This is a genomic window from Alteromonas sp. BZK5, assembly GCF_014349115.1.
Taxonomy (GTDB): domain Bacteria; phylum Pseudomonadota; class Gammaproteobacteria; order Enterobacterales; family Alteromonadaceae; genus Alteromonas; species Alteromonas macleodii.
Map to the genome: position 1 here is coordinate 1 of NZ_JACSOE010000072.1, position 18,992 is coordinate 18,992.

The 18,992-nt window shown below is 45.3% G+C and carries 13 protein-coding genes and 1 pseudogene; 9 read left to right on the plus strand and 5 right to left on the minus strand.

Annotated features, from left to right (window positions below; all coding sequences use genetic code 11):
* Positions 1–422: 422 nt before the first annotated feature.
* Positions 423–869 carry a CopD family protein gene (locus tag BIZ39_RS16720; RefSeq protein ID WP_049587409.1) on the plus strand — a complete coding sequence of 149 codons (447 nt, stop codon included), beginning with the start codon at positions 423–425 and terminating at the stop codon, positions 867–869.
* 8 nt (positions 870–877) lie between these two features.
* On the opposite strand, the gene BIZ39_RS16725 is transcribed toward BIZ39_RS16720, so the two are convergent.
* Positions 878–1,348, minus strand: coding sequence for a DUF2231 domain-containing protein (locus BIZ39_RS16725; protein WP_049587407.1), 471 nt, complete (start codon positions 1,346–1,348; stop codon positions 878–880).
* A 32-nt stretch (positions 1,349–1,380) separates the two neighbouring features.
* Between BIZ39_RS16725 and coxB the strand changes: the two genes are divergently transcribed.
* Genes coxB through BIZ39_RS16745 form a run of 4 tightly spaced genes read left to right on the plus strand, consistent with a single transcriptional unit; the run spans position 1,381 to position 5,721 of the window.
* On the plus strand, positions 1,381–2,085 hold the full coding sequence (gene coxB / locus BIZ39_RS16730) for a cytochrome c oxidase subunit II (protein WP_257721544.1): 705 nt from the start codon (positions 1,381–1,383) through the stop codon (positions 2,083–2,085).
* On the plus strand, positions 2,082–4,589 hold the full coding sequence (gene ctaD, locus BIZ39_RS16735; protein ID WP_049587404.1) for a cytochrome c oxidase subunit I: 2,508 nt from the start codon (positions 2,082–2,084) through the stop codon (positions 4,587–4,589). The genes coxB and ctaD overlap by 4 nt, the downstream gene beginning before the upstream one ends.
* On the plus strand, positions 4,586–4,927 hold the full coding sequence (locus BIZ39_RS16740) for a hypothetical protein (RefSeq protein ID WP_049587402.1): 342 nt from the start codon (positions 4,586–4,588) through the stop codon (positions 4,925–4,927). The genes ctaD and BIZ39_RS16740 overlap by 4 nt, the downstream gene beginning before the upstream one ends.
* Positions 4,918–5,721, plus strand: a complete 804-nt coding sequence (locus tag BIZ39_RS16745) for a cytochrome c oxidase assembly protein (RefSeq protein ID WP_049587401.1) — start codon at positions 4,918–4,920, stop codon at positions 5,719–5,721. Before BIZ39_RS16740 ends, BIZ39_RS16745 begins: the two co-directional genes overlap by 10 nt.
* Positions 5,722–5,830: 109 nt before the next feature.
* Here the strand turns inward: BIZ39_RS16745 and BIZ39_RS16750 are convergent, their stop codons facing one another.
* A complete protein-coding gene (locus BIZ39_RS16750; protein WP_187447523.1) occupies positions 5,831–7,396 on the minus strand; it encodes an FAD-dependent oxidoreductase in 1,566 nt (521 codons plus the stop codon).
* A gap of 447 nt (positions 7,397–7,843) precedes the next feature.
* Here BIZ39_RS16750 and BIZ39_RS16755 point away from each other — a divergent pair, with 447 nt between their 5' ends.
* Together BIZ39_RS16755 and BIZ39_RS16760 are read left to right on the plus strand one after the other, a co-directional pair.
* Entirely contained in the window at positions 7,844–10,318 is a 2,475-nt protein-coding gene (locus BIZ39_RS16755; RefSeq protein ID WP_049587399.1) for a vitamin K epoxide reductase family protein, read from the plus strand.
* Positions 10,319–10,628: 310 nt separating this feature from the next.
* Positions 10,629–11,015, plus strand: a pseudogene (locus BIZ39_RS16760) (transposase); the annotation flags it as partial.
* Between the two features lie 210 nt (positions 11,016–11,225).
* Here BIZ39_RS16760 and BIZ39_RS16765 read toward each other — a convergent pair.
* Both BIZ39_RS16765 and BIZ39_RS16770 read right to left on the minus strand, forming a co-directional pair.
* Positions 11,226–12,365 (minus strand): FecR family protein, encoded by a 1,140-nt coding sequence (locus tag BIZ39_RS16765; protein ID WP_187447524.1) that lies wholly within the window; start codon positions 12,363–12,365, stop codon positions 11,226–11,228.
* Positions 12,362–12,892, minus strand: a complete 531-nt coding sequence (locus BIZ39_RS16770) for an RNA polymerase sigma factor (RefSeq protein ID WP_187447525.1) — start codon at positions 12,890–12,892, stop codon at positions 12,362–12,364. The genes BIZ39_RS16765 and BIZ39_RS16770 overlap by 4 nt, the downstream gene beginning before the upstream one ends.
* Positions 12,893–13,115: 223 nt before the next feature.
* On the opposite strand from BIZ39_RS16770, the gene BIZ39_RS16775 reads away from it, so the two are divergent.
* A complete protein-coding gene (locus BIZ39_RS16775; RefSeq protein WP_187447526.1) occupies positions 13,116–15,722 on the plus strand; it encodes a TonB-dependent receptor domain-containing protein in 2,607 nt (868 codons plus the stop codon).
* 103 nt (positions 15,723–15,825) lie between these two features.
* A complete protein-coding gene (locus tag BIZ39_RS16780; RefSeq protein ID WP_187447527.1) occupies positions 15,826–17,238 on the plus strand; it encodes an amidohydrolase in 1,413 nt (470 codons plus the stop codon).
* A gap of 557 nt (positions 17,239–17,795) precedes the next feature.
* Here the strand turns inward: BIZ39_RS16780 and BIZ39_RS16785 are convergent.
* On the minus strand, positions 17,796–18,758 hold the full coding sequence (locus BIZ39_RS16785) for an integron integrase (RefSeq protein WP_187447528.1): 963 nt from the start codon (positions 18,756–18,758) through the stop codon (positions 17,796–17,798).
* Positions 18,759–18,992: the final 234 nt, after the last annotated feature.

Consider the following 18,992-nt stretch of genomic DNA (forward strand, 5'->3'; position numbering starts at 1 on the left):
TGCCACACTTATAAGTAGTAACCCACCTCCGCAGCCATTTATTGGTGTGGTCTACAGAGGATTATGTCTTTTTAGAGGGGAAAATCCCTAGAACCCCTATCTGGATTACAGGAGTCCAAATCAATATGAGGCGGACATGAAGAAATTGAAAAAAGTAGCTTAACTGGGTTGGTCAATTTTGGTTGACCACGTCATCTCTGCTCTTTGAGAAACTGTGTATAGATCGTATATACAGTAACCTTTATCTACAAGTAAATATTTTATCGCTGACCGTAGGTTGGAATTATATTGTTCATTTACTCTCTAATAGGGGATCGGCTAACTTCACATCGTCACGTGCGATCGCAAAAATTCATTTTTTTCTAAACCATTTCAGGGGCGAGTGCTGTAACTAGTATTATGAAATAAATGTAAGGTTGCTCATGCTCTGGCTTTTAGGTCTTCACATCTTCGGTCTTCTGATCTGGTTGGCAACCGTGTTGTATTTGCCAATCTTAATTGCTACTGAGTCGAAAATGCGCGAAGACTTTATCGATATTCCATTTGGAGTGGGGTCGGTAGCGCGGCTGATATTCGCGTATGTGGCTTCGCCCGCGGCTATCATTTCTATTATTGCGGGAACATTGGTCTTTGTAATAAACGACACCCTTACTTTCTGGCTGATGGTGAAACTAACCATTGTGACGATACTGGTGATATTGCACGCGAGCCTTGGGCTACTGATAACGCGCCTTGAACGCCAGGAAATGCGTTATCTGGCAGGCTTTAGCTGGTGCTTTCTGATAGCGATATTTTGCGGCGTCGGAAGCATACTGTTTGTGGTCCTGGCAAAACCTGCTGCACCTGGTTTTGTGCCATGGCCAATCTAGGGCTCAACTTAGCGTTCATTATTTTGAGGCTCGTTAACACCTACGCCGTAAGCAAAAACCAGTTGAGCGCCCAAAAAACCAGTAATACCGATAAGGATGCCAGCTAGAACGCTGACATAGATTCCCCAGGGATTAATAAGTTCGCCGGGGTCATCGCCTAAGCGTAAGGTAAGGTTAAATGTGGTCAGCGATAGCGTCATTACTGCTAGAACGGCGTGAGCCCAGGCTGCGACAATATGGCGAATAATACGTACAGTAAAAACATCAATGGCACCGGCAAGGCTGGCCAAAACACCAAATGCCAGTCCAGCAGCAGTAAGCCAAAAACTGGCTTCAGCCCAGAAAGGATCGCTGGTAAGGATAAATACAATATCTGTGACAATGAGTATGAGCAAAAACGCGATGGGAAAATGGATCAGGGCTGGATGTAGCGCATGCCCCCTAAGTGAAGCGCGGCTGCTGATTATTGAATTCGACATAGAAGCGTCAGATCCTAAATACCGTTTAAGGAGTGAGTTTGGTAAATAGAGTAACAGAATATCTTTTCACTGCCAGTGCCTTATTGTTGGCAGGTTGCAGTGAGCCGTATTCCATTCTCGCCCCGGCAGGTCCGTCAGCCAAGGCGGTTACCACAATCTGGTGGGGCATGCTCACGGTTGGAGTCGTGGTATTACTGGGGATTTGCTCACTCTGGTGGTATGCCAGCTTCCGACGCAATCGTAAATATAGCGATGCAGATGTAAAACGCGTTCTTACTCGTATGGTTTTGTGGGGCGGTATTGTGTTACCCACGGTGGGCATAACCGTATTGCTCATTTTTGGTATTCCAGCTGGGAATATTATGCTGCCTTTGGCAGATGAGCGCGCTGTGCGAATTGATGTGCATGCCAGACAATGGGCGTGGGATGTAACCTATCCGCAACATGATATTGAACTAACAGATGAAATTCATATTCCTGTCGATACGCCAATTGATATTCATGTGACTAGTGCGGACGTGATTCATGGCTTCTGGGTGCCACGGCTAGGAGGAAAGATTGATGCGATCCCGGGGCACACGAACATCGTGCGTTTGCAAGCCGATGAAGTAGGTGAGTTCGGTGGCCAATGCGCCGAATATTGCGGCCTTTCTCACGCTAAAATGCATTTTAAAGTCATTGCTCATTCTGCTGAGAAGTTTGATGCATGGCTCGTCCAACAAGGTAAAACACAATGAATGGCAAATCAGAACTACACAAAAATTTTGCCAAGGTATGGGATAACCTACCTGGGTGGGGCAATCTTGCAGCGGTAAACCATACTTCTATCAGTCAGCGATTCATGCTAACCGGGGTGATCTTTTTTCTCGTAGGCATTTTGCTGGCAATGCTGATCCGCTCGCAATTGGCGTTGCCAGGTCAGACACTCATTACTGCCGACCTGTATTCACAGGTTTTTACTATGCACGGCACTATTATGATGTTCTTGTTTGCCATTCCGGTTCTGGAAGGCGCGGCGATGTATCTTATTCCAAAGATGATCGGCACGCGCGATCTAGTCTTTCCCCGTTTGAGCGCCTTAGGCTATTACTGTTACCTCTTTGGAGGGTTGATTTTGCTGTCAAGTCTGGTGCTAGGCATCGCGCCTAATTCGGGCTGGTTTATGTACACACCCTTATCCAGCGACGACTATTCCGCTGGCGCGGGCTCAGACTTCTGGCTACTCGGAGTGACTTTTGTAGAAATATCTGCAGTATCGGCAGGTATTGAGCTTACCGTCTCGATTTTGCGTACAAGAGCGCCGGGCATGAGTTTGAGCAAAATGCCTATTTTCTGCTGGTATATTCTCGCGATGGCGTTAATGATCGTGTTCGGTTTTCCTCCGCTGATTCTGGCTAGCATTCTGTTAGAGCTTGAGCGGGCAGCGCAAATGCCTTTTTTTGATCCTAACGCTGGTGGTGACCCTATTTTATGGCAGCATTTGTTCTGGTTATTCGGCCATCCTGAAGTTTACATTATTTTTCTGCCGGCAGCGGGTATGGTCTCCACTATATTGCCAGTGTTCGCGGGTCGACCGCTGGTGGGATATCGTTGGGTTGTATTATCAGTAATCATCACTGGGTTTATCAGCTTTGGCTTATGGGTACACCACATGTTTACCGTCGGGATCCCTCATTTGGCCCAGGCATTTTTTTCCATTGCCAGCATGCTGGTGGCGATTCCCACAGGCATTCAGATTTTCGTTTGGTTAACGACATTGTGGGTAGGCCGTGTTCGGTTTGAACTGCCGATGCTATGGATTTTTGGCTTTTTGTTTATCTTCGTTTGCGGTGGGTTGACTGGTGTGATGCTAGCACTGGTGCCCTTTGACTGGCAGGTGCACGATACGCACTTTGTAGTGGCGCATTTTCATTATGTGCTTATTGGCGGAATGTTCTTTCCGCTGATCGCCGCCCTATATTACTGGTTGCCCCATTTTTCCGGACGAATGCCGTCTATGAGAATGGGACGCTGGGCGTTTGGCTTGGTGTTTGTCGGATTTAATTCAACGTTTCTGATCATGCACCTAACTGGTCTGTTGGGCATGCCACGCCGAGTGTTTACTTACGAAAGTGGCCTGGGCTGGGATTGGTTAAATCTGAGTTCTTCCATTGGTGGCTTCGTGCTCGCGATTGGTATTTTAATGCTCGTCTTAGATGTGACGCTACATTTTCGATATGGTCGAAAGGCTTCATCTAATCCTTGGCAAGCTGATACATTGGAATGGGCCACGGGCATGCCGCCGGTGTCTTACAATTTTGCCAGTATCCCTGAGGTAAAATCACGTCATCCACTATGGGACGACCCGTCGTTGATTAATAGCATTCCAGCTGGCGAACATGGCTTAAAAAGTATTAAGCACGGGCGACGGGAACTGTATGGAACAGATGCGATTAGTGGCAAGCTAAAAGAAGTTATTCATATTCCCAGCCATTCGTGGTGGCCTCTAATTTGTGCGGCTACCCTGGCGGGGTTGTGCATCAGCCTGGTGTCTAAAGCGTATATGGTCGGCATCTTTTTCGCCATATTGGGTCTAGGCTTCTTTTTACGCTGGAGTTGGGAGAACGGCACGCACAAGACGATGGCACCACTGACGGATGAAGAAGCGAGCCGGGGAGAGCCGCCTCTGCACTCGCGTACCTTTGACGGGCCAGGGTTATGGGGTATGTGTGTGACTCTGTTAGCTGACGGCACCTTATATTTGTCGCTGCTTTTCGGTTGGTTATATTTGTGGACAGTTTCACCAAATAAAACCTTACCTGACGTGTCGGCAATTTCGCCGGTTTTAATGGGGCTAAGTGGTGCGTTACTGACCATTGCAGTGACTTTGTATCGCCGTCTGAATCGCTATTTGCGCCGTGAGCAAGAGAAGTCGCTCGCTAAGTGGCTTTGGCTCGTTTCAGCCTGTGGAATGGGTCATGTTGGACTATTGGCTTTCATCACTGTTTCGAGTGACCTGCAATTTACGACTAATGCGTATGATGCCGTATTGTTGGTGATGCTGGCCTTTTTGCTTTTCCACAGTATCATCAGCGTGATCACCACTACGCTCCAGGCACTGCGGGTTAGTTATGATTACATCAGTACAAAGCTGTCCTATGAAATTGTCGTAATGAGCCCCATGTGGTTGTTTACACATGTTATTTTTTGGCTAAGCTTCGCAAGCTTTTTGATCTTACCAACAATATGGGAGGCTAAATGAAAGTTTCCCGCGCGCACCCTTGGCATCTTGTGGCCGGGTTTGTGATTTGGGCGCTCTGGTTTGTATTTACTTATGGCGGTGTCGCGGTGGCTTGTCAGCTGGCTAAACCTGCGGCCGAGGCGGGCCTATTTAATTGGATAAACCTTAGTTTTTTAATTCCTACGTTTCTTATTGTTATTTATTTGGGAATTTGCGCCTTTAAGTCGTGGCACGTAGCGGCAAATGCAGAAAATGAGTCGCGCTTTTTACTGCGTGTAGCGGCGACAAGTTATCTTGCTTCGGCCATTTCGACGCTGGCTGTTGGCATTCCTCTTTTGGCGATGGCACCATGTATTTAATTATTCTCGTAGCAACGTTATTGTTTTGGTCAACCGGTGCATGGGCGCACAACCCCTTTACCAGTGGTGGCCAGGACGCGTTTTCCGCTAGCCTTACGGCGGTGATAGTACTGATATTCTGGATAATCTATGTATGGGGCTGCCGCTACGCTACCGCAGTTGTATGGCGGAGATGGCTATTTCATATCACCATTTTGATCACCTTTTTTACCATTTTGGGTCCGTTGGACGAATGGGCTGAACATAGCTCTGCTGCGCATATGACCCAGCATATGTTTATGATGGTAATAATAGCGCCAGCTTTCGCTTTGGCTCGGCCATTGCCACAGTTCTACAGGGCTTGTGGAGCATATGGGGAAAGATTATGGAAATATGCATTTAAAATCACTCAATATCCGATGGTATGCACCTACTTTCACGGTATGATGATCTGGTTCTGGCACATCCCGAAATTTTATATGTTGGCGTTGGAGAATCCCTGGATTCACGTATTCGAACACGCCTGCTTTCTGATATCGGCGGTATGGTTTTGGTGGGCCTGCTTACATGCCTTTACCCGTAAAGTTCCCTATGCGTTGCTGGCACTGTTGGTGACGCTAATGCACACGGGCTTTTTAGGTGCGTTTCTTACCTTTGGCAGCACTCCTTTTTACGGTGAATCCCGCAACCTTGCCGATCAGCAATTAGCGGGACTTATCATGTGGGTAGTAGGTGGAGTGCCCTACATCACCGCAGCATTTTGGGTGGGGCATCGCTGGTATAGACAGCTACAACGAAAATCGCTAACTGTTTAATCAGAAGGATTTGTACGTGAGGACTACCGGTCTCGGAGAATAGTTAGCAATCTTGTCATAGAAAGCGCGCCATTACGCGCTTTCTCGTCACCAAATCAAAGCTTGTTAATTAGGCAGCTTCAAGTTCAGCTTTAACCGATGACAGCGCAACATGGTCGTCCATCTCAATAATCATTTTTGCCATGAGCTGCGGATAACCTTTAGCCAGAGCAGCAATTTCCTTACCATCTTTGCGAAAAACTGCGAGGTATTGTTCGTCTTCCGGTGTGCCCACCGCTTCGATTTCGTCCCACTCTTTTGCGTGGCCTACGTATTCAAACTTTACATCAAATTGCTGTGTCCAGAAATAAGGTGTGCGATCAAATGCTTTACGTTCGGCAGGGTAGGCTAGGCTCGCGAGTATATTTTCTGCTGCGCAACGACCATGCTGCTGGGCTAGTCGCCAGTGCTCAATGTGCATTTCTTCGCCATTATACGGATAGCTGGTAATATCACCCACCGCATAGACATCTTCAGCAGCTTCAAGGAATTCGTTCACTTTCACCAATCCCTGATGCGTTAATGTAAAGCTATTGAGTAAATCTTTATCAGTCGTTATGCCGGTAGCTAGCAGCACCAGATTGGTTTCCAACGTTTCGCCACTTTCCAGCTTCACTGCGGTTACTTTTTCAGTACCATGAAATCCACTTACTGTGCCCTCGACAAACTCGACGTCATGCTTCTCGTGTAAATCACGGAAATACTGCCCGATTTGGGTTCCAAATTGTTTTTCAAACGGCACCGCATCAGGTGCGATAACCTTTACCCGTATATTGACGCTACGCTGCTTTAATGAAGCGGCCACTTCCAGACTAATAAAACTGTTGCCAACAATGGTAATATTGTTCGTGTTTTCAACGTCAGCTAATAGACGTTCCACATGCTCAATATTTCGAAGCGTATGGATCCCCAACAAATTAACGCCGGGTAAATCCGGCCGTATGGGGATCCCGCCTGTGGCAATAAGTAATCGATCGTATGTCAACGATTGACCATCATATAGCTCAATTTGATGGGCGGCAGTATCAATTCCGGATACTTTAGCCACTAGGCGTGTAACTTCTGTGATATCCATGTCGTCTTGATTAACAAGGGGGTCTACCTCATCAGGTTCCATGTCGCCCGCTGTCACAGCTTTGGTAAGCAGTGTTCGGTCATAAGGTGCATCTGCTTCTGGATCAACAACAGTGATCCGACCGTGGTAACGATTGTTCACCAGACTTTGCAGAGCGGCAGCGCCTGCTGCGCCAGCGCCGACAATCACAATATGAGAATGTGCGTTAACTGCAGTTAATCGGTTTTGTCGTTTATCGGTGCTGTCGGTGGCCTGTTCGGGATCCACAAGTACCTCGCCGTCACGTATTTCAACCGCATACCGAGATAATCCTGTTAGTGCAGGTGGTTCGCATACATCAGCAGAGGCGATATCAAAAGTGCCTTTATGCCATGGGCAAACCAACTTGCCTCGACATACTGCACCATCTTCAAGAGGCGCACCTTTATGAGGGCAATCGGCGCTGCCGGCATAAACGTTTTCACCGTCACGAATGAGAAGAATTTCTGTATCGTTAAGGGTAACGCGTTTAGGTTTGAGGTTTTCAAGGCGGTCTGCAGGACCGGCTGAGATAAATGACATGAGAGGCTCCTTATCCAAATGGGCGCCGACACCGTGTGCCAGCAAGGAAGTATTGCGAGACTCTAGACCATCAAGTTTTATTCCTATTTGCGCATTGAAAACATTAAATTTCATTTTACGGTCGTGCAATCTTACTTATTCAATTAAAATCATTAGCCTATGGCATTTATTAACCAACGCGGTGTGGCAGCAAAGGCTCCTTGCATGATGGCTCCCCAAACCAATCGTGTTTTTACTACAAAGTATATTCCTGTCGTTCGCAAGTTTTACACTGTCCCGCCGCATTATCGATTATCAAGCAGACGCGGCGCGTTTCCCTAAATTGCCGAAGTTGATTAGATTTTGTCTATTTTCATCGTTTTCTCTCTGTCAATGACCCGAAACGCGGGTTGATTCGTTACTCAATAGTAACCCTCTTAATTTTAGGTTTCTGGCAAGGACTTATTGATGGCACAACAAGCAGCAGAAAAGCGGATTGTTCTGATAACTGGTGCATCTGGCGGCGTAGGCAGTGCACTTTGTGAGGTGCTGAAAAAAGATTATCACCTTATTGGGTTGGATTTGACACCTTGCGAAAGTGCCCATGAAAGTTACGAGTGCGATTTTACCTCCAAAGACTCCATTTCCCTTGCGTTGTATAAAATTCATGAAAAACATGGCGGTCATATTGCCTGCGTGATTCACCTTGCCGCCTATTATGATTTCTCGGGCGAAGACAACCCCTTGTATGAGGCTCTCAATGTAAAGGGAACGGCGGATTTTCTAACCGAACTGCAGCGCTTTGATGTGGATCATTTCATCTATTCCTCCACCATGCTCATTCATCGGGCAGGGGTCCCTGGAGAAAAAATCACCGAGGACACGCCCATTGAGCCCGGCTGGACCTATCCGCAGTCTAAAGCCGATGCCGAAGAAGCCATTCGCAGCCATCATGGCAAAATTCCCTATACCCTGTTACGAATGGCTGGCTTGTACGATGACCACACCGCTGTTCCCACTTTAAGCTATCAGATCGCCCGCATTTACGAGCGGCAATTTAAGAGTTGGGTGTACTCGGGCGATAAAATGGCCGGACAAGCTTTTTTGCATAAAGACGATATGGTGTCATTGTTTACCGAGCTGGTTGAAAAGCGCCATGAAGTGCCCAAAGAAAATGTACTATTGGCCGGCGAAGACAGCGTAATGGGTTATCAGGCGCTGCAAAATCGAATTGGTCATTTGATTTATGGTGAACGAGAGTGGAACACCATCGAAATACCGGAGTATGTTGCTAAACCTGGAGCTTGGCTGGAAGAAAAAACCGAGCCGGTGGTACCTGACGCCTTTGATCATGGTGAAAAGCCGTTCATTAAACCATTCATGATTGATTTATCAAGTGATCATTATGACCTTAATCTCAGCCGGGTAAAGGAACAGTTAAATTGGCGACCACAGCACCACATTTATGATGCACTGGAACGGTTAATTGACAATCTGAAAAAAGATCCGCCAGGTTGGTATAAAGCCAATGGCATCACTTTGCCAGACTGGATGCAAACGGCGAAGGAAAAAGAAGTTAACGCCAACGCAATTCGTGAAAAGCACGAAGATCATTATCGTGACGCCCATAGCAACTTTATTTGGGCCCACTTTATGAATATCGGGTTGGCGTTCTGGTTGTTAACCGCGCCATTTTTGTTGGGGTATGAAAGCCGCGCAATGACGATTAGTGACATGGGGTCGGGACTGGCACTGCTGGTGTTTGCCGGTTTAAGTCTGTCATGGCGAATGAGCCAGGCTCGCTGGGCCGCGGGAATTGTCGGATTTTGGGTGCTCTCGGCACCGTTGGTGTTCTGGGCTCCTACGGCGGGGGCCTATCTGAACGGCACGTTAGTGGGCATGCTGATTATTGCTTTTGCCGTGTGCTCGCGGCCAACGCCCGGTGTATCACTAATAGCGGCGGAGACCGGCCCCAATATTCCGCCCGGTTGGGAGTTTAATCCGTCAAGCTGGGTGCAACGGATGCCTATTATTTTGCTCGCATTTGTAGGTTTTTTTATTTCACGCTATTTGTGTGCCTTCCAGTTAGGACATATAGACGCGGTATGGGAACCGTTTTTTGCAGGCGGGGGCGGTGACCCGAAAAATGGCACCGAAGAAATTATCACATCTGAGGTATCTGAGGCGTGGCCGGTTCCCGACGCCGGGTTAGGTGCTATGACTTATGCGCTGGAAATTCTTACCGGCCTGATGGGGTCAACCCGCCGCTGGCGCACCATGCCCTGGTTGGTAATGCTGTTCGGCATTATGATTGTGCCATTAGGCGTGGTGTCGATTTTCTTCATTATTATTCAGCCCATCGTTATTGGAACCTGGTGTACACTTTGCCTGGTTGGTGCAGCAGCCATGCTGATTCAAATTCCTTATTCGCTGGATGAGCTGGTGGCAACTACTGAATTCTTATGGCGTCGTAAAAAGCAAGGTCGCCCATTGCTACGTATTTTCTTTACCGGCGATACTGATACAGGAGCCTGGGAGGGTGATGAAAGAGAGTTTGAACGGGGCCCCATAACAGTATTTAAAGACATGATTGCAGGAGGAGTTACTTTGCCCTGGAATCTTGCGCTCTGCATTCCTGTCGGAGTTTGGCTTATGTCCACTCGTTTGACGCTGGGGACCGAGGGCAGCACGGCTAATGCTGATCATGTGGTGGGAGCTCTGGTCCTGACAGTCGTTGTTACTGCTACTGCCGAGTCTGGGCGCATGGCACGTTATGCGCTTGTTCCTCTAGGCCTGGCATTATTTACCACGCCATTTCTGCTCGGTGCCCCTCTGGTTTCAGTTGTTTCAAGCTTGCTATGTGGCGCATTGCTAATTGGGTTGAGTTTACGAAAAGGTCATATTAGAGCAAGCTACGGGAAATGGGATAAATTCATTGTTTAGGAAAATAAGAGGGCTTCTTCAATCAGGTTATCCCTCTTGTCGGCAAAAAGCATGGATAATAAGCTGCTCCCACAGGTCGCGCTAGAGGCATGTAAATGAATAAGTCTGTTTACGTCAAAATCGCTTGGAAATATACCGGCAGTATCCCTTGGTAATCACATCATTACCTCTTATCACTTACCAATTTACGAAACTCAAATCGCCAAGACGAATGAACAAAAATTTCAAAAAGCCTGACTTGCCGAGTTACAGCGCTCTTCAATGATCTTGGCCTTTTTGTTAATAGCATAAAGATGAATGTCCTGCTGGCAAAGATATCCCGTTTAGCTTTGTTTCAACTGACAAAGGAAAACCGCTACGCGCTTACATGTCGGTCATGACCTGCAAAGGTTGTACTATGAAATCGCGGTGCACAACATCACCAGCAGGAAGACGGATCCGAAGACTCGATGATGAGGAGCATGTTGAACGCGTGGCACAAGCTTATAAAAACATGCCAAACGCAATGACATTGAGGCATCAAACCGTCGAGCATCCCTTTGGTACAATAAAGCAATGGGCAGGAACGCAACAACTACTGACAAGAACATTAAAACATGTAAAAACAGAGGTAAGTTTGCAGGTCTTGGCATACAACTTCAAAAGAATGATGAATATCATGGGCGTTAGCGGTCTCATATCTGCAATGAAGACATGAGAGTTGTGGCGACACTTATCCAAAAATGTTAGTGCCCTCAGAATTACTATATCGTTCTATTTGAAGCAGCAATCATAAATATGAGTTTTCACACGGCCTGCGTACACAACTGTTATTTAGGTAAGATCACTTGAAGGTCAGCTTCACTACAACGACTGTTAAATTATAATGATGAGTAGCGCGGTGAAGCGCTACTCCGAAAGGCGGCGTTTATTGTAGTGCTGTAATAGTAACGTTATTAGCGCTGTGCTTTTCAATCTTCGCTTTACCCGAGCTTTCCAGAAATACTAGTAATGATTGCGGATCGTTGGTCTCAAAGATCCCCGTTACGGATATCTTGGAAAGCTGCTCAGAGCCAATAGATATTTGCAACGCGTTGTAGCGGTTAAATTCGTAGATAACATCTTCTAGCGAATCATTTTTAAATATCATTTCCCTCGCTTTCCACGACGTTTTCTTATCTACATCAGCGTGAACGAGCGTGGTAATTTTCCCGTCTTCTTTTACAGTAGCCTGCTGCCCTACCGAAACTATTAATGGTTTTCCCAAAGGAACCTCTATTTCCGCATTGCTATCTAGTCGAACGCTCTCGTCGCTAAATGAGACATCTTGGTTTTTGCTCGCATTTTTAGTAAGCGCAACTATCCCATTAATAACGGTAAGTTCCACATTACCTTTACTACTTCTAACGTTAAACTCGGTTCCCAAGGCTTGGAACATTGTCCCGTTTACCCATACCCTAAAAGGTTTACCAGGATTATGCGCGACTTTAAATATGGCCTCACCGTTGTGCAAAACTATGTTTCTAAAGCGCGGGGTATAATCAATATCTACATTGGTTAATGTATTTAAATAAATAATTGAGCCATCGCTTAAAGTGATACTTCGCTGCTCACCTAAGGTGGTAACGTAATTGACGCTAATTGTTGTAGTTTGACCCTTTAAAGGAAGCATCGCCGGCGTAAACTGATGTAAGGCAAATAAACTAAGGATAAAACTCGCTGCTAATGTCCAAACTATAGGAGCAGACCACTTTTTAGCTTTCAAATGTGCTGGTTTTTCCTGAACAGGGAGAGTCAGATTCGACGTAATGGGGATAGCCTCAACACCCGATGTACTTATCTTTTTAAGCAATTCCTCGACCGATATTTTTTTATTTGAATCGATATCATCCAATACATCAAGTAAGGTGCAAGTGTGCAAGAATTCTTGAACATGTATAGGGCTTTCGACAAGCCACTGTGCGAGCTCGTGGTGCTGCTGCTGGCTTAGTTCGCCTTCATCAATCAGTACTGCCCAATAGCTAGCCTGCTCTATAATAAGTGTATTTGGTTGCGAAGTTATGCTCATGACGCTTGACCCATACTGTGAGCCTTTCGGCATTCCGTTACCGCGCGGGTTAAATACTTTCTAACAGTGTGAATAGAAATCCCTAGTTTTTCAGCAATTTCAGCGTGATTCAAGCCATCTCGTTTACGCATCAATAAGACTGATTGATAAATAGGGGGTAGACTCGTCAGTATTTTTTCTAAATCCTGAATCGCTTTTTGTCGTTCAATGTGCGCGTGTGGGTCGTCCTCACATGGGATTTCTTCGACATTCTCAAGTGCACTTGACTCCTTTTGCCACTGGCTAACATTCTTTAGGCGCTTTTCATGAACTAAATTTGCAGCAATGCGAAAAAGGTAAGCCCGAGGCTGTTCTATTAAGTCTTTCCTCTCAACCCGTATTAGCCGAAGAAACGCTTCCTGCGAGAAATCTTGTGCTTGTTGATGATTGCTTGAGCGACGAAGAAGAAACGCAAAAAGTTCCTTATAGGAGCTTTCGTATAATCCCTTAACAAAACTATCACTCTTTGGGGCTGAATTATTTGGCATAGACTCATTTCGATTGACGTAAATTGGGTGGGCGAAAATAGGCCCACTAGATAAGAGTGTTGTGAGATGGAAATTGGGTACTAAAAAAATAAATAAAAAAAGTAGTACCTAAAACGATGGTGATATCTCTCTTTATTGCTAAGCGGGTAAAAATCCGCACGATTGCCTGAAATATAAATACACGACAAAAACATCAATATAACATTATCATAGGAACTTAAGCATGAAGTCGCGTACCCCAAATTGGAAGAAAAACCCCATTGTACTATCGATGGTTTTATCATTAGCAGGCAGTTTTAGCGTGATGGCAGAAACCGGCGTAAAAGAAAAACAGGTACAAATAGAGGTTTCTGAAATTCCTCTTGATAGCGCGTTGCAAAGTGTAGCGAAGCAATTTGGTAAACAAATCGTCTTTTTTTCTAATGTTGCAGAAGGCCTAACAGCGACCCCCTTTGCCGGAGATTACACTGAACACGCAGCGCTAGATGCACTTTTACAAGACACTGGCTTGCAATATCGCTACATAAACAAGCGTACTATCGCTATAGAAAAAGCGACGAATGAGGCAAAACTTAGCGGAAAAAAGCGAAGTAACACGGTTGATGTATCTGACACTCAAGTATATGCATCCCCTGCAAGTGAAAAGCAAGCTTCTAGTAAAGGCATGGTTGAAAATATTACCGTCACCGCACAGCGCCGTACTCAAAACCTACAGGAAGTCCCCATATCAGTGTCTGTGATGAAGGGCGATTTATTAAATAGTGTAAGCTCCAGCGGCGGAGATATCCGGTTTATGTCTGCCCGTATACCGAGCCTCAAAATTGAATCGTCATTTGGGCGCTCATTCCCGCGCTTTTATATCCGTGGTATCGGCAACCAAGATTACGATCTAAACGCCTCTCAACCTGTCTCTCTTGTGTACGATGACGTAGTGCAAGAAAGTCCGATACTAAAAGGGTTTCCTGTATTCGATGTTCAAAGTGTGGAGGTGCTTAGAGGGCCCCAAGGCACGTTATTTGGACGAAATACCCCAGCAGGTTTGGTTAAATTTACCAGTAACCGCCCTACCCAGGATTTAGAAGGGTACTTCTCTGCCTCGTATGCCTCACTGAATACCCTGTCTATGCAGGGCGCCATAAGTGGCGGCTTAACCGATAGCATTTCAGCCCGCGTTTCATTGTTGAAGCAAACACGAGATGACTACATTGATACAAAAGCTCCAGGTTTTGAACAAAATGACGTTTTAGGTGGGTATGATGATCAGGCGGCTAAAGTACAAGTTCTATACGAACCAAACGATAATTTCTCAGCACTTTTCAACTATCATACAAGAGACCTAGACGGAACTCCTACTGTGTTTCGCGCCAGTGTAATTACGCCTGGAACTAACGATTTCGTTGCTGGCTTTGACCGAGAAACTGTATATCAAGATGCCGCAGAACGCGCCACACAAAGTGTTAAAGTTGACGGCGGTAGCGTGAAACTTGAATACCTTACTTCCGATTACAGCTTTATCTCTATAACGGGCTATGAATCGGTAGAAATGTTTTCCCGTGCTGATGTAGATGGCGGGTATCAAGTAAGTACCTTTTCTGACCCTTCAGGCTATACAGGCGAAATCGGTACCGTACCTTCATTTTCCGTTGAAAGTGCTGACGGCATCCCTGATCACAGCCAATTTACTCAAGAGTTTCGCGTAGCGTCGAATGAACTAGGTGCCTTTGACTATCAAGCCGGCTTCTTCTTTTTTAACGAAGATTTAGATATAGATACGCTACATTATAATACCGACGGTAGCCTTAAACGTTATTTGCAGCAAAATCAAAAAACCGATGCATGGGCTGTTTTTGCCTCAGGTGACTATGAAGTGAGTAATCACCTTACAGTAACGGGTGGCCTTCGTTATTCAAAAGACAAAAAAGAGTATGTCGCCCAAAGAATACTGTCTACCTCAAGTGATGGCGAATTCTTTGATCCTATGTACGCTGACACAGAAGATTCAGCCATCAGTTGGGATTTAAGTGCAACTTACGAATATTCAGATGACATCAACTTGTATACTCGGTTATCTAAAGGCTTTAGAGCGCCAAGTATTCAAGGCCGAGTAGTCAGTGGCGATGATCCCAAGTTAAGTATTGCTGATTCTGAAATTATTCACTCTATTGAGTTTGGAACAAAGACAGACTTACTGGATGGCGCGGCAAGAATTAACTTTGACGTATTCTATTTTGAAATGAACGACCAGCAACTTACTGCGCAATCGTCTTTTGATGAGGGTGCAGCGAAAGAATTGGTAAACGTTGATAAAACAGTAGGGTATGGGTTTGAAGCTGAAGGCGAATATGCCATCACATCAGATCTCATCACCACCTTAGGTGTGAGTTACAATAACACTGAAATACAAGATAAGAATGTCGCTATCTCCACCTGCTCTTTTTGTACCGTTAAAAATCCTGTGGATGAAAACGGCCTTATTGGTATAGACGGATTATCCCTACCCCGCGCACCCGAATGGATTGGGAACTTCACGCTGCGTTATGGCAAAGAAGTAGGTGACGGCGAGTTGTATTTCTATACTGATTGGTCGTATGCGAGCGAAGTACGTTTCTCGCTGATTGATGCCGTTGAAATGCGCCAAGACCCTTTCCTTGAAGGTGGGGTACGTCTAGGTTACTTGTTTGCTGTCGGAAAGTATGATTTAGAAATAGCGGCCTATGGGCGAAATATTACCGATGAAACAGCGTTAATTGGTGGTGTAACTATCAATAATCTGGCTGGCGTGGTGAATGAAGGCCGTCTGTGGGGAGCCGACTTTAAAGTTAAGTTCTAACGCCCTATGATTTAAGCAATTAAAACGACAAGTGTTTGTACTGAAAACCGGTGAGGTCGTCACGTACAAACACTTTTTTTATTTTCAACCTAGGTGAAATTGCATGACGATAGCGCATTGGTTAATCGGTTTTATCGTAAGCGTTTTGGTAGCGAACTTTCCTTCTACCGCGCGCGCGCAGCAAACAGTAGACATCATAATTACCAACGGGCATATCCTTACAATGGATGACCAACTCACGGAATATGAGCGCGGGTTTGTCGCAATTAACGATAACAAAATTGTGGCACTAGGCCCCCAAACTAAAGCAGCTGCTTTTCAAGCTAAAAAGGTAATGGACGTCGATGGCGATATCGTGCTGCCAGGTTTTATCAATACCCATACCCACGCATCTATGAGTTTATTTCGCTCGTTAGGTGATGATGTAGCTGACCGCCTTCATAGCTATATTTTTCCGTTGGAAAAGCAATTCGTGTCACGCGATATGGTCTATTTAGGTGCAGAGTTAGGCAACATTGAAATGCTTAAAGGCGGGGTAACCACCTATGCCGACATGTATTACTTTGAAGATGAAGTGGCGCGGGCTGTAGATGAAATAGGATTACGTGCAGTATTAGGCCAAACCGTGATCAAATACCCTCAAGCAGATGCTAAAACGGCACAAGAGGGAATTGCGTATGCAGTAAACTTTATAAAACAATACAAACATCATCCACGGATAACGCCAGCGTTCGCCCCACACGGCCCTTATACTAACACTACAGAAACATTACAGAAAATAGCGCAGTTGTCGCTAGACTATGACGTACCTGTTCTTACTCATTTAGCCGAATCTGAGAAAGAGCGGGAAGTAATAGCAAAGCGCAGTAACGGCTTATCACCTATCGCTTACTTAGATAGCATTGGTGCACTCAATAAAAATTTGGTTGGTGCTCATGTGATAATTGCGGATGACCAAGATATTGCGCTGCTTGAAAAACACCAAGTGGGCGTAGCTCACAATATGAGCGCAAATATTAAAGCGGCTAAAGGTGTGGCGCCCATCATAGAAATGTTGTCCCACGGCGTAAACGTAGGATTAGGAACAGATGGCCCGATGTCAGGAAACACAATAAGTTTAATCGACGAGTTTGACCAAGTAGCAAAGGTGCATAAACTTTGGCACAAAGATCGTAGTTTAATGCCCGCCGTTGAAGTTATAAAAATGGCCACAATCGGTAGCGCAAGGGTATTGAATATGCAGCATCAAATTGGCTCCATTGAGGAAAACAAACTCGCCGATATTATTGTCATGAGTAGCAAATCGGCTAACATGACGCCTATCTACAATCCCTATTCGGCACTTGTCTACTCAGCGTACCCCACTGATGTTCGCCACAGCATAGTACACGGTCGATTGCTAATGGAAGACCGCGAAGTACTTACGGTAGATGAAAATAGCATTATTAAGCAGGCACATAGCTTTAGCGAAAAGATTAAGCGCGCATTGATAAAGCAAGGCACCCCCATTCTTTAGCATTTAGCACCGTAAATGTAGAAATAAAGCTTAATATTTACGTTGTTGCACTTGCCCATGAAAAGAACAATTAGCAGGGCGTTATAGTTACCGATTTCGCACTGCTTTTTTATATGGGCTAACTAGTCAACCACACTCTTTGATAGCTTTCTCACCTGAAGCTCACAACTCAATCGTATTTGCGCGCATCGTCCACTACACTCAATGAGTGTATAGTTCTTAGCAGCGTAACTGATTTAATTAGAAGTTAATCATCTAACTTGTAAAATGGGGGACGAGCTAATACAGCCTGTGCTGATTTGATTATCATGGAATTGTTTCGGTCTAATTACCGAGCGACTTTGGTGTAATTAGCATATCAGCCAGTTGCTATACTGGCTCCCCGAAAAGGTGACAATAGGTAAAAGCACTCGTAGCCTCTGAGCTGCGACTTAAGACAATGAACGGTCGTTCACAATGGAGCTTAACAAGTATCCCTTTTGTGTTACGTAAGTGATATTCGTTTTCAGTGCTTAATGGGTTTAGGCTGCTGGAAAGCGGACCCTCGTCCGCGTGATTTAATCAATATCAAATGGACTGATTACGCCTGACGAGTGCTGACCAATCACATGTGTGTATATTTGCGTTGTCCTTAAATCGTTATGCCCTAGTAATTCCTGAACAGTGCGAATATCTGCTCCTGCCATCAGCAGCTGAGTAGCAAAGGAGTGCCTGAATGTATGTGCGGTTACATGCTTTGCCACGCCAGAGCTTTTAACTGCTACCTTTAACTCCCTCGCCAATGCGGTGCTATGAAGATGATGCCGACAGAAATATCCGTCATAAGGATGCTCGCAACGAGTCGTTGAGGGGAATAAGTATTGCCACTTAAACTCCCTAACGGCATGTGGGTACTTTCTCGCTAAACTGGGAGGCAAACTCGTCATTCCATTTCCCTCAGCAATATCTTTGGTATGAATTGCACGTACTTTTTCTACTTGTGTTTGTAATGGCTTAAGTAACTTGTTGGGTAACATCGTAGTGCGGTCTTTACCGCCTTTGCCGCGAAATACAAATAAATTCTTAGCATCAAAATCGATATCTTTAATACGTAGTTTAAGTAATTCTGCTTTTCGTAAACCGCTGCCATATAACACTGAAAACATCAGTTTATATTTGGGCTTCATGAGTCCAATAATCGATAACGCTTCTTTGTGCGAGAGCACAGTAGGAACTCGAGTAGGTGCTCTTGCCCTAATTGCATCTGGCAGGAGCGTCAATTCCCGTTCGAAGATATGTTTGTACATAAAAACAATTGCACACAGCGCTAGGTTCTGTGTGGATGATGTGACTTTTCTGTTTACTGCGAGGTGAGTCAGGAATTGTGTTACCTCTTGCTCGCCTAAGTCTTTAGGGTGACGCTTTTGATTAAATAAAATGAATCGTTTTATCCACAATAGGTAGGTTTTTTCCGTTTGTATTGAGTAGTGCTTCGTTCTCATTACATGACGAATGCTTTCTAAAAACGGTGAGTTGGCCATCTGTACTTCCTTTGTTATTAAGTGTGATGACTGAGAATATCCAGTCAATCGCATTTTACGGAGGGCCAGCCGACCTACAGAGCAGATTAATCATGAACTACAAGTCACAAAAGATAGTGTTATTACTAAGCGTGCAAGGTAATAACAGACCTTGAGCGTACTCATACCGCTAGATAATTGTTTTATATAGATAAACATAAAATAAGTATGCGGCGTTACTATGCATGCATAGTA

Bases quoted from the DNA above. Each gene is read 5' to 3' on its own strand.
- BIZ39_RS16720 (WP_049587409.1), top strand. From the start codon at position 423: ATGCTCTGGCTTTTAGGTCTTCACATCTTCGGTCTTCTGATCTGGTTG.
- BIZ39_RS16725 (WP_049587407.1), bottom strand. From the start codon at position 1,348: ATGTCGAATTCAATAATCAGCAGCCGCGCTTCACTTAGGGGGCATGCG.
- ctaD (WP_049587404.1), top strand. From the start codon at position 2,082: ATGAATGGCAAATCAGAACTACACAAAAATTTTGCCAAGGTATGGGAT.
- BIZ39_RS16740 (WP_049587402.1), top strand. From the start codon at position 4,586: ATGAAAGTTTCCCGCGCGCACCCTTGGCATCTTGTGGCCGGGTTTGTG.
- BIZ39_RS16745 (WP_049587401.1), top strand. From the start codon at position 4,918: ATGTATTTAATTATTCTCGTAGCAACGTTATTGTTTTGGTCAACCGGT.
- BIZ39_RS16750 (WP_187447523.1), bottom strand. From the start codon at position 7,396: ATGTCATTTATCTCAGCCGGTCCTGCAGACCGCCTTGAAAACCTCAAA.
- BIZ39_RS16755 (WP_049587399.1), top strand. From the start codon at position 7,844: ATGGCACAACAAGCAGCAGAAAAGCGGATTGTTCTGATAACTGGTGCA.
- BIZ39_RS16765 (WP_187447524.1), bottom strand. From the start codon at position 12,365: ATGAGCATAACTTCGCAACCAAATACACTTATTATAGAGCAGGCTAGC.
- BIZ39_RS16770 (WP_187447525.1), bottom strand. From the start codon at position 12,892: ATGCCAAATAATTCAGCCCCAAAGAGTGATAGTTTTGTTAAGGGATTA.
- BIZ39_RS16775 (WP_187447526.1), top strand. From the start codon at position 13,116: ATGAAGTCGCGTACCCCAAATTGGAAGAAAAACCCCATTGTACTATCG.
- BIZ39_RS16780 (WP_187447527.1), top strand. From the start codon at position 15,826: ATGACGATAGCGCATTGGTTAATCGGTTTTATCGTAAGCGTTTTGGTA.
- BIZ39_RS16785 (WP_187447528.1), bottom strand. From the start codon at position 18,758: ATGGCCAACTCACCGTTTTTAGAAAGCATTCGTCATGTAATGAGAACG.